The sequence below is a fragment of the Lysinibacillus sp. BSL11 genome (assembly GCF_052928325.1).
In genome coordinates this window covers 488,115-504,009 of record NZ_JAVGCX010000001.1, presented here as the reverse complement: position 1 = coordinate 504,009, position 15,895 = coordinate 488,115, and the positions used below count along the sequence as shown (strand labels likewise).

Sequence of the window (15,895 nt, the reverse complement as noted above, 5' to 3'; positions counted from 1 at the left end):
GACCACAAAATTACGCCTCATACATCATTTTCTTCGTCATGCCACCATCAACTGTAAGATTAATACCTGTCACAAAGTTATTCATAGGGTTTGTTAAATAGAGACAAGCCTGTGCAATATCTTCAGGCAGACCAACCCTTCCTGACAAATGCTGCGCATGATCGATTGGCCGTAGTGCCTCATAATCACCTGTTTCAATCCACCCAGGTGAAATACAATTCACAGTAATTTGATCTGGCCCTAAAGATCGCGCTAAAGCATGTGTTAATGCTATGATCCCTCCCTTTGTAGCCGCATAAGCTTCTGTATGAGGCTCTGACATTTCAGCTCGCGTTGAGGCCAGCGAAACAATGGAACCACCCTTTGCATTATGCCGCATCACTTTTGCAGCCTCTCTGGCACAGAAAAAGGAACCCGTTAAATTCGTCTGCAACAAATCCTGCCACTCATCAAACGTCACCTCGTAAGGAGATTGATGCTGGAACTTCCCAGCATTATTAATTAAAATATGAATGGTTCCATAATGCTCCACAGCCTGCTGCATCAAATGAATGATATCCTGTTCCTTTGTCACATCCGTTGGAACAAATATTGCAGAGTAGCCTTGAGCAAGCATATCCTGTTCTAACTGTTGACCTAAGCCTGCATTCAAATCAGCAATCACCACTTTTGCACCTTGTTGTGCATATGCAAGCGTAATACCCTTACCAATCCCTTGTGCACCACCTGTGACAATAACGACTAAATCTTTAAACATCCACAAACCTCCTACTTTTGTATCGCCAATAGTGTAGCAAATATTTTGCTATCCGTCCTGTTAAGAGGGTGAAGAAATGGTATAATGGATGCTGTAGCAACATACGATAAAAAATATGAGGCAAACCTTGCCTGCATAGTAAAATTAATGTTGACATTATGCTATAAAGTACATATAATAAATATTGTCCTTCCTATGATATACATAAGAAATGACATCATGTCTCAGTAGCTCAGCTGGATAGAGCAACGGCCTTCTAAGCCGTCGGTCGGGGGTTCGAATCCCTCCTGGGACGTCTTAAGGTTCAGATAGATTAAGTTTGAACCAAATGAAAAGCGCTTCAAATCCTTTAATATAAAGGGTTTGAGGCGCTTTTCCTTTTTTTGAGAATATGTTAGAAAAGGATAGAAAATGAAAAGTTTCTACACAAGAAAAAGTATTACTAAGTCGTTTTGTAACTGTTATTGCACTAAGGGCAAAAAGTTAGATGGGCAGACTTAGAATTCTGAGTGAGAGCCTTCACAATTTTTGTGATGGCTCTTTTTATTGAGACTATTTATTCAACCAGATGTACATGATATATATACAACGCCTGCGTCAATTGTTTTGAGATATGCTTTTCAATATAGGTAGCGATGTACTGCTTCTTTACGGTTTCAATTTGCGAATAACCAAAAAGTTTTCCGAAGTATCGCCTCTTTTTATTATAATTCACTAAAATCCTTTAATGATTTGATACAACCTCTCCACAGCATCAACAATATCTTTTTCATCGATAGTTGCGAATCCGACAATGATCTCAATTTTATTTTTAATGTGGTATTTATTTTTCAGCATAAACCGTCTCATTGAATAAATCTCCAGCTTCCTTTGGATGGCCATTGCTTTAATTTCTTCGTAGGTTTTATTTGTTTTAAATCTTGCTAGAAAATGTAATCCAGCTGAAACATCCTTTATTTGAATGTCGTCACCAAATCGAAGATATAATTCTTTAATAATCAGATCTCTTTTCATTTCATAAAGTAGATTCATTCTTTTAACATGTCGATCGTAATAACCTTGTTCGATGAAATAGTGTAAGGCGAATAGACCCAGAGAATTACTACCTTGTATTAAGTTTGAAAATTGCTGCCGATATTCTTTCAATAATTTAGGTGGTAGTACCATATAACTAATTCGAACTCCTGGAAACATCGTTTTAGAAAATGTACCGATATAGATGACACGTTGATTAGTGTCCAAGCTTTGTAATGAAGGTATATTATCAGTTTTGTACTTAAATTCACTATCATAATCATCTTCAACTATATAGCGATTCTGTGTTTGTATAGACCAATTTAGAAGCTCTATGCGCCTGGAGATGGGCATAATAATACCAGTTGGAAACTGATGTGATGGGGTAACAAAAAGGAACTTTGCCCCTGAAGACTCAACCTTCTCGATATCGATTCCTTTATCATCTAATTCAATAGTTAATACATTGCTCGTAATAATTTTTAACATCGTATATAACCGGGAATAACCCGGATCTTCTACAGCAACTATTGGATTGCCTTCCTGCATGCTAATAAGATTCCTGATTAAGGTTTGGGTACTATCACCAAAGACAATTTGCTCGGGTTCACAAATCACACCGCGAGATAATGCAATCAATCTAGAGAGGGTTTTTCGCACTAAATAAGGCCCCTGTGGATGGACGATTTCTGCAAGATCATTTTGGTGATTATGGATAGCTATACGTTGGCATTTCATCCATTCATTAAAAGGGAAAACCGAGATATCCGACGTCATATGTGAGAGGGATAGCCAACCATCTTCTTTTCTAAAGTCTTCTTTTAAATCCTTCGGGAATATGTTTATATTTTTATTATTTTTAACTAATTTAGTTATATTTTCTACATAATACCCTTTTCTTTCTAAAGAATAGATATACCCTTCTGCTAAAAGCTGCTCGTATGCATTTGTTACCGAATTAACGCTAACTTTCAACATGTCAGCTAACTTTCTTTTTGATGGTAATTTTTCATTAGGTAGAAGTGCACCTGATAATATTTGTTCTTTTATTCCAATGCAAATTTGTTGATAAATATGTATATCATCACCAGTTATATCTGATTTTAGAAAAAACATTTAATTCCTTCTTTCTGTATCTGGTACCTTGTAATATTGATTTCTGATACTTTTCATTGTATCAGATAATTTGCATAATTACAGTATCTTGTAATGAAGGAGAGAATAATTGTGTATTTAAGAAATAATTTAACTGAAGAATTACAGAATAAAAGAAAAAAGTTTGTACCTAAAGGTGTTAGTAATGGAAATCTAAACATAGCACACCATGCGTTTGGGGCTACAATTACGGATGTCAATCAGAATAAATGGATAGACTTTGCGAGTGCAATTGGCACGTTGAATGTGGGGCATAGTCATCCGAAAGTGACTGCTGCAGTGAATTCACAAGTTGAAAAATTCTTGCATCCTGGTTTTAATGTAATGATGTACGAAGGGTATATTAATCTAGCAGAAAAACTATGTGAGCTCGTACCAGGGGATTTTGAAAAACAGGCAATTTTATTCAATTCTGGTGCAGAAGCTGTTGAGAATGCTGTTAAGATTTCTAGAAAGTATACAGGAAGACAAGCAGTTGTATCATTTGTACGTGGATTCCACGGACGTACGAATATGACAATGGGAATGACAAGTAAGGTTAAGCCTTATAAATTTGGATTTGGCCCTTTCCCATCTGAAATTTATCAAGCTCCTTATCCATATCTGTATCACAAACCAAGTGAAATGTCGGATGAAGCATATGTTGATAGAGTAATTCAAGAGTTCAAAGACTTCTTTATTGCGACAGTAGCTCCAGAAACAGTTGCGTGTGTTGTAATGGAACCCGTACAAGGAGAAGGTGGCTTTGTAATTCCACCAAAGAAATTTGTGGAAGCTGTAAGTGTTTTCTGCAAAGAGCATGGGATTGTTTTTATAGCAGACGAAATTCAAACTGGGTTTGGTAGAACCGGAAAAATGTTTGCAATGGAACACTTTGGAATTGCTGCAGATATTACAACAGTTTCGAAATCTTTAGCGGCAGGACTACCTTTAAGTGGTGTTGTCGGTAGAACGGAGATATTAAATGCCGCAGCCCCTGGTGAATTAGGAGGTACATATGCAGGAAGTCCAGTTGCGTGTGCTGCTGCACTAGCTGTCATCGATATTATTGAAGAAGAGAATCTTCTTATTAAATCTGAAGATATGGGGGGAAAAATCGAGTCCAAATTGCATGAACTGGCTGAACGACATTCGTTCGTAGGAGAAATCCGTCGTTTGGGATCTATGGTTGCAGTAGAAATCGTAAATAATTGTAACGAAAAAGTACCCGATAAAGAGAAAACAGCTGAAATTGTTAAGTATGCAAATGCAAATGGGCTGTTGTTATTGTCTGCAGGTTTAAACGGAAATGTCATTCGTTTCTTAGCTCCACTTGTCATTACGGATGAAGAGCTTGATAAAGGATTGGCTATCTTGGAAGTTGCTTTTAATTAAATCGAACAAAGGAAGTGCCGCGATATGGAAACATTGAAAATAATGAATCCAGCTACAGGTGAGATATTAAAGGAAATAAGTTGTCATACAGAACAAGAAATTAAGTTAATATTGGAAAATGGTCAAACCGGTTTTAAGAAATGGGCGAAAGTAAATGCACATGAACGTTCTAGATTATTAAAGGATTGGGCAAGAAAAATCCAAGAACATAAGGCAGAGCTTGCTGAAATCATTACGAAAGAGAATGGAAAACCTCTTAGTGAAGCTGTTGGTGAAATTAATTATGCAACTAGCTATATTGATTGGTATGCGGAAGAAGCTGTACGTATTTACGGACGAACAATCCCAGCATCTTCTGAAACAAAACGAATCGTAGTTAGCCGTCAACCAATAGGTATGGTTGCTGCTATTACGCCTTGGAATTTCCCTGCGGCTATGATGACGAGAAAGGCAGCGCCTGCTTTAGCTGCTGGTTGTTCATTTGTTGTGAAACCGGCAGAAGAAACACCATTAACAACGATGCGACTGATAGAACTTGCACATGAAGTTGGTATTCCAACTGATGTTATCCAATATGTAAACGGTCAAGGTCCAGTTGTTGGGAAGTTATTTACGGATAGTGAATTTATACGCAAAATTACGTTTACTGGTTCAACCCCTGTTGGAAAAGTGTTAATGAAGAATAGTGCAGAAACAGTTAAGCATCTCACTATGGAACTTGGTGGACATGCACCACTAATTATTGTTGAGGATGCTGATTTAGACTATGCAGTCAGTCAAACGATTATTTCTAAATTTAGGAACGCTGGACAAACATGTGTCTGTGCAAACCGTATTCTTGTAGATGAGAACGTTATCGAGGCCTTCTCTGAAAAGTTAACTGCAGCAGTAAATAAATTGACAGTAGGAAATGGGATGGATACTAACGTGGATATTGGCCCGATTATCAATGAAAAAGGCTTTAATAAAATTGTTGCTCAAGTCGAAGATGCGGTAGCAAAAGGTGCGGAAGTGCTAACAGGAAACAAATACGATGTGAATAAAGAACAAAGTTCCTTTTTTGTATATCCTACAGTATTGAAAAATATCGATGCAAGTATGGCTATTATGCAAGAAGAAACATTTGGTCCCATTGCACCAATTATCAGTTTCAAAACTATCGAAGAAGCTGTTGAAATTGCTAATAGCACACCGTATGGTTTAGCAGCGTATTTCTTTACCAATGATTATCGAGTTGGTATGTACCTACATGATCACTTGGATTTCGGAATTATTGGATGGAATGACGGAGCTCCGTCTGCTGCTCACAGTCCTTTTGGGGGAATGAAGGAAAGTGGTCTTGGACGAGAAGGTGGTATTGAAGGTATTGAACCTTACTTGGAAACAAAGTATCTATCCATTGGTAACTTAGTGTAATGGTAGATTCACAGATTAATTGATTACCTCAACTATCTGAGTACAAATGTTTGGAAGTATAAAGTGAATTTCCGTTAACGTACGTTTAAATTAGTTAAGTGATTAGTCTAGAGGAGGATACTTGTGAAAACAATTTTGAAACATGCTAATGTCATTGACGGAGTATCGAAGGAAGTCATTTCATCTTTAAATATTATTATTGAAGACGAGATAATTATAGAAATGACAAATGAACCTGTAGAAATTACTAAAAATGATATCGTCATAGATTGCTCAACTCAGTATGTAATGCCAGGATTGATAGATGCACATGTTCATTTAATTTGGAATGGAAGTGCAGAAGATGAATTTATTATGCATGACCAAGATGATAGTTTTATTGCTTTAAAAGCTTATCGCAATGCGTTAAGAACATTATCATTAGGAATTACATCAGTTCGTGATGTTGGCTCGATCCACAGAACAATAATTGAATTACGTAATACGATTAATCAAGGATTGCTTTTGGGACCAACGATTATTTGTTGTGGTGAAGCTTTATCAATGACTGGTGGACATGTGTATCATATTTGTAAAGAAATTGACGGTCCACATGAAGCAAGAAAAGCAACAAGACAATTGTTTAAAGATGGCGCTGATTTTATAAAGGTAATGGCAACCGGTGGAATGACAACTTTTGGAGAAGAACCAGGTTCATCTCAGTTAACGAAATCTGAGTTGCAAGCTGTTGTCGAAGAAGCAAAAAAACGTAATAGAAAAGTTGCTGCCCATACAGGGGGACTAGAAGGAATTCTAACTTGCTTAGAAGTTAAAATAGATACGATTGAACATGGTATTTACGCAAATGAAGTAGCTTTACGTCAAATGAAAGAACAAGGAACTTATTTAATCCCGACTTTGGAAGTATACAAACGTCTAGCATATGATGAACGTGTCCCGGAATGGGTTCGAATTAAATCTGAAAAAGTGTTAGATCCACATCGCAGTATGATGAAAATTGCAATTGACCTCGGTGTGAAAATAGTTACTGGTACGGATGCGGGATCTTCAGTAACTGGACCTGACGCTTACTTTGATGAATTGCTTTTTATGGAGGATGTCGGAATGACACCAATGCAAGTGATTCAAGCTTCTACAAGGGTAGCTGCAGAGTGTCTTGATCTTAAAGACCGAGGTGTAATAGCAGTAGGAAGGAAAGCAGACCTTCTTATATTACCAAGTAATCCACTAGATGATTTAAGTGTATTGTCAAAAAAGAAAAAAGTTCTAAAAAACGGTAAAACAGTGAACGATTGCTTAATGGATTATTAATTCCATTAAGCAATCTTTAAAATGATAACGTATTCATTTTATCAATTAATCAATCTCTTCAAAAAATTTCAATGTCTCTTCACAATAAACCTAAAGAAATGGGGTTTTTCTTATTATCACTACAACTATGAAAAATAATAGGGAAATTCGTAAATCAGTTTTCGCTGGAAGTATTGGGAATATCGTTGAATGGTTTGACTATAGTATTTATGCTTATTTTGCAACTTTTATTGCAGCTAATGTTTTTATAACAGATGATTCATTATCCAGTCTTTTGCAAACGTTCGCAACATTTGCTGTTGGATTTTTAATGCGACCAGTTGGTGCACTTGTGATTGGACGTTACGGTGATAAAGTGGGAAGGAAGAAAGCTCTTTCTTTAACGATATTTATAATGACTTTCGCGACATTTTTAATGGGTGTGATTCCAAGTCATGAAGTAATCGGTATTTGGGCTCCAATTTTACTCGTATTCGCAAGACTATCTCAAGGTTTTTCTGCTGGTGGAGAATATGGTGCAGCAGCCTCTTATATAGTTGAATCAGCAAATAAACAATCTCGCGGATTTTGGGGTAGTTTCCAAGAAGTAAGTGTTTCAATCGGTTCATTAAGTGGGGTTATTTTATTTGTCATATTAACGACAACAATGCCTGCTCCAATGTTAGAAGCATGGGGATGGAGAATTCCCTTCATTCTTTCGGGAGTGCTTGGAATAGCTGGACTTTATATTCGTCGTAATGCGAGCGAATCTACACAGTTTGAGCAAGCGAAACAAAACGAAGTTAAATCTATAGAAAATATTTTTGTACTATTCAGAAAATACAAAAAAACATATGCTAACAGGGATTGGCTTTACGATCTTTTGGACGGTATCATATTATGGGTTACTAACTTTTATTCCCTCTTATTTAACTGGAGTTCTCGGATTACCAAATAATGTGTCTTTAATTGCGAAAATTATCGCACCTTTAATCATTTTATTTTTTGTACCGATTTTCGGATATATTTCTGACCGAGTGGGTCGCAAGCCACTGCTCTTAACGTCATCGATATCACTAGGGATTTTAATTTATCCTCTTTTCCAAATGATTGCTTCAGGAAACTCAGTTTTGATTGTTATTGCTATGATTATCTATGCTCTTTTAATTGCCATTTATTCAGGACCTGGTGTTGCTACTGTTGTAGAGATTTTTCCAGTGAAAGTTCGACATAGTACACTTTCTTTTAGTTATAACGTAGCTGTTGCTTGTTTTGGAGGAACTGCACCATTTATTTCGACTTATCTAATTCAAAAAACGAATATGAGTATAGCACCTTCTTTTTATATTATTTTTAGTGCGATTATCACAACGATCGTTCTTTATAATATGAAAATTGACCATTCTTCAAAAGAGGATTAATATTCTTTCCTTTCATGAGCAAAGAATCGTTGTTTTGAAAGTGTTTAATCCCCTTCTAGCCTCCATTTAGCTATGTTATAAATTTTTTACATAATATTTGGAGGTATATATTACAAGAAATGAACATTGAACAATTTGCGAAGTGCATATAAACACTTTTTACTGAAAAGTTTTCTATCCAGTTTGGATGTTCTTTTATTTACACATTAATACAGTCTTTTACTATTTATGAACAATTATATAGAAAAGTTTTAATTATTGGGGGAAAAGTATGGAGAAAAGTGAAGTAAGTTTATCGGGGGTTAAGTCTCAGAAATCAAATAAGAAAAAATTCAAAATCTCGATGCCTCATAGTTATGTCATTATGGGTATCATTCTTATCGTAGTTTCTTTATTAACATACATTATACCAGCTGGTGAATTTAAGCGAGTGGATGATCCAGTTACACAAAGACAAGTTGTGGTTCCAGGATCATATCAGCATGTTGAGCAATCTCCAGTCGGTATTTTTGATATAACTACTAGTATGTACGAAGGGATGTTACGGGGATCAGAAATTATTTTCTATGTCTTTTTTTCGTATGGCTTTATATTTATGCTTACGAAAACTGGTGCTTTCAATAGTGGAGTTGGAGCGCTTGTTCGAAAGACGAAGGGAAAAGAGATACTAATTATACCTGTATTCATGGTTATGTTTGGCCTCATGGGAGCTACTTTTGGTATGTATGAAGAAAGCTATGGGTATATACCTCTAATGATGGGAATTATGATAGCACTTGGCTATGATGCAATTGTTGGTCTGGCGGTTGTCTATATAGGTGTAGCTACCGGATTCGCAGCAGCTTTGACCAATCCATTTACTATTGGAATTGCCCAAAGTATTGCTGATGTTCCCATGTTCTCTGGTATCGGTTTTCGTATGATTATTTTTATATGTTTCATGACATTATCTATTACCTATGTAATGCGTTATGCTAGAAAGATAAAGGCAAACCCTGAGAAGAGTGTTGTGAAAGATGTTAATTTTTCTTTTCTATCAAATGTAAGTTCAAACAACCTTGTAAATTTGGAATTTACAACTCGACATAAGATTAGCATCATTTTATTTGCACTTACAATTTGTACGCTTGTATTTGGAACAGCTAAATATCAATGGTATCTTAAGGAACTGGCAGGGGTTTTAATCATCGCGATGATAGTCATTGGATTAGTAAACAAAATGAATTTTAGTCAAATATCCGAAGTTTTTATTGAAGCTTGTAAAAATGCAACTTTTGGTGTCTTAATTATCGGTATGGCTAATGCTGTTTTAGTCGTTTTAGAAAATGGCCGTATAATTGATTCAATTGTTCATTATACTGCATCAACAATAGATGGAGTATCCCCTCATATTGCAGCATCGGCTATGTTGGTTTTACAAACAATATTGAATTTCTTTTTGTATTCGGCAAGTGCTCAGGCAGTGACATCTATGCCTATTATGGTCCCACTGGCGGATGTGCTTGAAGTAAATAGACAGATTGCAGTTTTAGCTTTTCAGTTGGGAGATGGATTCGCCAATATGATATGGCCAAATTCGGTTGCTGTAATATGTGGAATTGCATGTATTCCTATGGATCGTTGGTATAAATTTTTATGGCCACTTTTCCTATTTATATTTACTTTAGAAATATTATTTGTGATTATCGCAGTAGTTATTAACTTTGGACCATAAAAAACGAAAAGGGTGTGAGTAAAATGTATAATAGCTTGAAAGAATTAACGAAACATCCTGTGTTTCATTATTTTGCGGAGATATCTAATATCCCCCGTGGTTCGTCAAATGAAAAAGAGATCAGCGACTACCTAGTTCGTTTTGCAAGAGAACGTAATCTTGAAGTTATACAAGATGCAGCATTAAATGTAATTATTAAAAAACCTGCTACACCCGGATATGAAAACGTACCGACTGTAATTATTCAAGGGCACATGGATATGGTTTGTGAAAAAAACAAAGGCAACAATCATGATTTTAATAAAGATCCTTTACAATTAAGAATTGTGGGGGAAATGCTATATGCTTCAGATACTACTTTAGGTGCGGATAATGGGGTTGCCGTCGCTTATTCCCTGGCTTTGTTGGATTCTTCTAACATTCCTCATCCTTCTCTTGAAGTACTTATTACGACGGAAGAAGAAACAACTATGAGAGGAGCCCATGCAGTCGACCCAGTTCATCTTGAAGGTAAATTGCTAATTAATGTTGATTCTGAGGAAGATAGAAAGTTGTTAGTTAGTAGTGCAGGTGGAGTTATTGTTACTCAAAAAATCCCTATTGTTTGGGACAATTCTCCGGAAAATGCTGTAACGTACAATTTGAGTATTTGTGGGCTACAGGGAGGACATTCTGGTATATCTATTGATAAAGGAAGAGGCAATGCCGTTAAATTATTAGGGAGAGTCCTATATGATCTATCAAATGAATTTTCTTACTTTATACAAGAAATTAATGGGGGCGTAAAAGTAAACTCCATTCCCCGTGAAGCACAAGTCATGATACAACTTCATCCAGATATAGTTGAAAAATTCTTTGTAAAAATAGAAATGTGGAATAGAATACTAAAAAATGAATTACGTATTTCCGATCCAGAAATAAATATCATACTTGAACCGATTGAAACTAATGTGGGAAAAGTTTTTTCAAAAACAACAAAGGAGAAAGCTATTGCTGCTCTCATGTTAATACCAAATGGTGTTCAAAGTAGAAGTACGGAAGTTGAAGGTCTAGTTGAGAGTTCAACAAATTTAGGAGTCGTTAATACATACGACACAGTGATAAAGTATGAAAGTGAAACAAGAAGTTCTATTAAAAGCCTAAAGGACTCAATAATTAATCAGGCACAGATAATCACTGGTATGCTTGGCGGTGATTTGTCTACGGATTCAGATTATCCAGAATGGCCATATCGTGCTGAATCAAAACTTAGAAACTTATTTGAAGAAGCTTATAAAGAAAAATATGGTACAGATATTGAAATCATTGCGGTACATGCCGGGATAGAATGTGGTATTTTAGTAGATAAAATTCCAGACTTAGATGCTATTTCTATTGGTCCTGATATATTTTATGTGCATACGCCGAATGAACATTTAAGTATTCCTTCAACATTAGAAAATTGGGAATACTTTCTTTACACTTTAAAAAAAATGAAAAATTATCATTGGTAAAACAAAGCTTTCTAATGGGCTTATCAAATGGATAGAGGTGAAGAAGGGGATTATATGGCTAAGTAATAAGGGGAGAGTACAACTATAAACACTATATATAATTTCTTTTATGTAAAATTTTTACTTTATAGTAAGCGGATAAATAGACAATAGTGTTATCTTTCAGTTTATCTACTAATGCCATATACCACAAAATATATTCATGGGAACAAAAGTTGGTGGAAATATATAGGGGTGGTCTTTATCACCAGGTGCAACATAGTGGATTTTAAAGTTTTCAGAGCCCTTTAAAGAAACTAATAAAGACCACTCCATGATGGGTGGTCTCAATCTTTATATAGGGTTACATGATGTGGAGAAAATTAAAAAAGACCATCTCTAATAGAGTGGTCAAAAATACTAACTTGTCTTACATTATAATGAAGTTGACTTACCTTTTTTCTCATCCATAATAAGGTCTTCTTCTCGTTGTGGGCGTGGGGCTTCAGTAGATTCTTTGCGCCCATTAGGTTTTTTTGGGTCTGCTCCACTAGCAAATGATTGTTTTGTTGGCTCGTCTGTTGCAAACTCTGTATTTTTTTTATCGCGTTTCATGTCAACACCTCCTCAAGATATTATTTAACTTATCCTATAAAATATCCCTTGTTTATTTCTATTTCATCCTTAAAATTTCAGATCACCCCTAGATTATGTAAGGGAAATCTGTAAGGGAAATTCTGATGTTGGGATGTTATATTAGATAATTGACTATTTAGAAAAAAATGAATTCGATAAGGTTAATTATGGAGCATTAACATATATTATGGTAAAATAAACCAAGGGAAACATTTTAGAAAAGTACTGGCGCTTTCATTGGAGGTTGAACAGATGGATGAGAAGAAGAGGGGGAAATTACAAATCCTTGTAATAATTTTAATGATATTACTTTTGGTTGCAACGTTTGTTTTATTTTTCATAGGTAAATATATGGTGGCATTTATTTTATTTGGAATTTTTATGCTAATACTAAATTTTATTAGTAGCTGGAAAAACTTAGATAACGCAGATTACGTTTATAGAAAAATTCATAATAGTAACCAGAAGTGGTGATTACTAGACTTTGACCTTAGAAATGTTGCTATACTTATGTTACTTTTAGTGCTTATTTAGATATGTGAAAAGAGCAAAGAAGGAATCCTCACTTTATATGAAGAAATTGTGAGTTATAATATTCAACAACTACGGAGGTGCTTTTTTGCAAACATTTTTTAAATATAATTGGCTAGTTAGGGAAGACTGGTTTCGTTGGTGTGAAGAGTTGACTGATGAAGAACTTTTGCAAAACCGAACTGGTGGAATGGGCAGTATACTACACACACTTTTCCATATCATTGATGTTGAATGGAGTTGGATTCGTCTAATGCAAGGGAAAACTGATTTTCAGGAGAGCTTTGATGAATATAGTAGCTTGGAAAAGGTTCGTAAATTGGAAGCTGCATTTTATTTAGAAGTAGAAAGCTTTGTAAACCAATGGGATGACAGTATGGAAGAGCGTATACTTCATATTCCATTAGACGATGGTAGTATGGAGACACATACATGGGGTGAAATAATTCGTCATACCATTGCACATGAAATTCATCATATAGGACAATTATCAATTTGGGCAAGGGAGATGGGGAGAGCGCCTGTTTCTGCAAATTTAATCAGACGAGGTCTTTCTTCATCATTGAAAGATTCAGTAAGTGCTCAAATAAATATTGAAGCGTCTAAATAGAAAGATTCTATAGAAATGTATAAATGCTAGAAAACGATGTCATAGAATCTTGTTTATTAGTCTAAATAGTGTTCCAGAAAATCTTCCAATTCATTTGAATGGAAGATTTTTTGATGCCAAATGAGAAAAATTGCGGGGCAGATTTCATAAAGGTTAATTATGGCTTATAATACCCAGTAAATTTTAGTTAAAAACTCATGTTTACTGGGTATTTTTTGAACAATATTTAGGTTAATTAGAAATATTTATATGAAGAATAGCTAACAACTTGACAGAAGTTTAAATGGGGAGTACTATACATTGGTCGCAAAAAAAGCTATTGTAACGTAACATTTTATAAAGTGCAATACAGTACTTATCAGTATATATATCTAGATTTTAATTTAATCAGTAAAAGGTAGGTGCAAAAATGAAAAATCTAGTAAATAAAAAAGATAACCTATTACAAAACTTTTTAGGAATTTATATAGTAGCAGTATTAATGTTATGGATTAAAACATACATCTCTCAACTATCACAATTTGACTTAGGTGTAGAAGGAATCATTCAACAATTCCTTTTACTAATAAATCCACTAGGCTCAGCAATGCTATTTCTAGGATTTTCATTTATATTTAAAGGAAAAAGAAAATACACATCACTCGTTGTAGTTTACACATTGATGTCTATTGTCTTATATGCCAACATTGTTTATTACCGATTCTTTAGTGATTTCATTACATTACCTACACTTTCCCAAACGCAGAACTTTGGGGATTTAGGCGGCAGTGTTCTTTCTTTGCTAAAACCTTATGATATCTTATTCTTTGTGGATGTATTTGTTATGCTTTTTCTACTATTCTCTAAAAAAATCCTAAAAGATACGAAGCGTTTTGGCTATAAAAAAGGAATGGCAATCATTGCCTTTGCATTAGCGGTATCAGTCCTTAATTTAGGACTAGCTGAATCTAATCGTCCTCAACTTTTAACACGTGGGTTTGATAGAAACTATATTGTGAAATATCTAGGAATGTATAACTATACGATTTATGACTCAGTTGAAACGATGAAAGCATCTTCTCAGAGAGCTTTGGCTGATAGTAGTGATATTACAGAAGTAATTAACTATACAAAATCAAACTATGCCAAGCCGAATGCCCAATATTTTGGTGCAGCTAAGGGAATGAATGTTATCTATTTACATTTAGAATCATTCCAAAACTTTTTAATCGACTATAAATTAAACGGTGAAGAAGTAACACCATTTTTAAATTCATTAGCAAAAGATAAGAATACATTGTATTTTGATAATTTCTTCCATCAAACAGGTCAAGGGAAAACGTCTGATGCAGAATTTATGCTTGAAAACTCTTTATTTGGGTTACCTCAAGGATCAGCTTATATTACTAAAGCACAAAATACGTATCAGGCAGCTCCAAGTATTTTAAAAGATTATGGTTATACATCAGCTGTATTCCATGGTAATAACGGAAGCTTTTGGAATAGAAATGTGATTTATAAATCATTTGGATTCGACAAATTCTTTGATGCTAGTTACTATAACACAGGTACTTCCGAGGACATGGCTGAATATGGTTTGTTAGATAAACCATTCTTTGAACAATCTCAAAGTCTTTTAAGCTCCTTACCACAACCTTTTTATACAAAATTAATTACGGTAGGAAATCACTATCCATACAAAATGAATCAAGATTTAGTGACAATTGATAAAGCCAATACGGGAGATGCAAGCGTTGATAATTATTTCCAAACAGCGCGTTATGCAGACGAAGCAATTCAACAGGTCTTCCAGCAATTAAAAGAATCAGGTTTATATGATCATTCAATGATTGTGCTTTATGGTGACCATTACGGTATTTCCGATAATCATAATAAAGCGATGGAACAAGTCATTGGAAAAGAGATTACACCATATGAAAGTGCTAATTTACAACGTGTACCATTATTTATACATGTTCCAGGCATACAAGGTGGTACCAACCATAGCTATGGTGGCCAAACAGACCTACTGCCAACGTTATTGCATTTACTAGGAATTGATTCACAACAATTTGTTCAATTTGGTTCAGACTTATTATCAGAAGAGCATGATGAAATTGTTCCATTTAGAAATGGCGATTTTGTCAGTCCTACTATTTATTCAATTAATGAAAAATATTATGATAATAAAACAGGCTTACCATTAGACGAGAGTCAATTAGAGGAAGCAAAGACGGTTAAAAATGAAGTAGATCATAAATTGGCGTTATCTGATAGAGTCGTAAATGGTGACTTATTGAGGTTCTATACGCCAACAGGTTATACGCCAGTTGATCCTTCTCAGTATAATTACTCTCCTGATGAGAATGTAGAGTCTAAATAATTTAAGGCAGTTCAAGGAATTGTGTACGATATCAAAGTCTATAGGATATCATACCATTACCTTGAATTGCTTTTTTATTGGTCATTTTGAATAAGTATGGCAATACCAAGATTTTATATTCTCCTTAAGGTTCAAATAGAAAA

The 15,895-nt window shown here is 34.9% G+C and carries 13 protein-coding genes and 1 tRNA gene; 11 read left to right on the top strand and 3 right to left on the bottom strand.

All coding sequences use genetic code 11. From position 1 onward, the window contains the following. Positions 1–10: 10 nt before the first annotated feature. On the bottom strand, positions 11–757 hold the full coding sequence (locus tag RCJ95_RS02510; protein WP_312128262.1) for an SDR family NAD(P)-dependent oxidoreductase: 747 nt from the start codon (positions 755–757) through the stop codon (positions 11–13). A 221-nt stretch (positions 758–978) separates the two neighbouring features. On the opposite strand from RCJ95_RS02510, the gene RCJ95_RS02505 reads away from it, so the two are divergent. Then, positions 979–1,052 (top strand) — tRNA-Arg (locus RCJ95_RS02505). A gap of 419 nt (positions 1,053–1,471) precedes the next feature. Here RCJ95_RS02505 and gabR read toward each other — a convergent pair. Next, positions 1,472–2,887 (bottom strand): MocR-like transcriptional regulator GabR, encoded by a 1,416-nt coding sequence (gabR, locus tag RCJ95_RS02500; RefSeq protein ID WP_221680926.1) that lies wholly within the window; start codon positions 2,885–2,887, stop codon positions 1,472–1,474. Between the two features lie 111 nt (positions 2,888–2,998). Between gabR and gabT the strand changes: the two genes are divergently transcribed. From gabT to RCJ95_RS02465, 7 genes are all read left to right on the top strand, one after another. Next, positions 2,999–4,300, top strand: a complete 1,302-nt coding sequence (gabT, locus tag RCJ95_RS02495; RefSeq protein ID WP_257520290.1) for a 4-aminobutyrate--2-oxoglutarate transaminase — start codon at positions 2,999–3,001, stop codon at positions 4,298–4,300. A 24-nt stretch (positions 4,301–4,324) separates the two neighbouring features. Beyond that, positions 4,325–5,716: an NAD-dependent succinate-semialdehyde dehydrogenase gene (locus RCJ95_RS02490; protein WP_221680924.1), complete on the top strand. Its 1,392-nt coding sequence runs from the start codon at positions 4,325–4,327 to the stop codon at positions 5,714–5,716. A 123-nt stretch (positions 5,717–5,839) separates the two neighbouring features. Continuing rightward, a complete protein-coding gene (locus tag RCJ95_RS02485; protein WP_446721852.1) occupies positions 5,840–7,027 on the top strand; it encodes a metal-dependent hydrolase family protein in 1,188 nt (395 codons plus the stop codon). A gap of 127 nt (positions 7,028–7,154) precedes the next feature. Continuing rightward, entirely contained in the window at positions 7,155–7,964 is an 810-nt protein-coding gene (locus RCJ95_RS02480) for an MFS transporter (protein WP_446721851.1), read from the top strand. After that, the gene (locus tag RCJ95_RS02475) at positions 7,861–8,427 is read left to right on the top strand and encodes an MFS transporter (RefSeq protein ID WP_446721850.1); all 567 of its coding nucleotides are present in this window, start codon (positions 7,861–7,863) and stop codon (positions 8,425–8,427) included. Before RCJ95_RS02480 ends, RCJ95_RS02475 begins: the two co-directional genes overlap by 104 nt. Before the next feature lie 271 nt (positions 8,428–8,698). Continuing rightward, positions 8,699–10,141, top strand: coding sequence for a YfcC family protein (locus RCJ95_RS02470; RefSeq protein WP_221680922.1), 1,443 nt, complete (start codon positions 8,699–8,701; stop codon positions 10,139–10,141). A gap of 23 nt (positions 10,142–10,164) precedes the next feature. Then, entirely contained in the window at positions 10,165–11,634 is a 1,470-nt protein-coding gene (locus tag RCJ95_RS02465; RefSeq protein WP_257520288.1) for an aminoacyl-histidine dipeptidase, read from the top strand. Between the two features lie 414 nt (positions 11,635–12,048). Here the strand turns inward: RCJ95_RS02465 and RCJ95_RS02460 are convergent, their stop codons facing one another. After that, a complete protein-coding gene (locus RCJ95_RS02460) occupies positions 12,049–12,228 on the bottom strand; it encodes a hypothetical protein (RefSeq protein WP_257520287.1) in 180 nt (59 codons plus the stop codon). A gap of 273 nt (positions 12,229–12,501) precedes the next feature. On the opposite strand from RCJ95_RS02460, the gene RCJ95_RS02455 reads away from it, so the two are divergent. The 3 genes from RCJ95_RS02455 (at position 12,502) to RCJ95_RS02445 (ending at position 15,752) form a co-directional block, all read left to right on the top strand. After that, a complete protein-coding gene (locus RCJ95_RS02455; RefSeq protein ID WP_257520286.1) occupies positions 12,502–12,723 on the top strand; it encodes a hypothetical protein in 222 nt (73 codons plus the stop codon). Positions 12,724–12,868: 145 nt separating this feature from the next. Beyond that, positions 12,869–13,390, top strand: coding sequence for a DinB family protein (locus tag RCJ95_RS02450; RefSeq protein WP_221680919.1), 522 nt, complete (start codon positions 12,869–12,871; stop codon positions 13,388–13,390). Positions 13,391–13,799: 409 nt separating this feature from the next. Beyond that, the gene (locus RCJ95_RS02445) at positions 13,800–15,752 is read left to right on the top strand and encodes an LTA synthase family protein (RefSeq protein WP_257520285.1); all 1,953 of its coding nucleotides are present in this window, start codon (positions 13,800–13,802) and stop codon (positions 15,750–15,752) included. Positions 15,753–15,895: the final 143 nt, after the last annotated feature.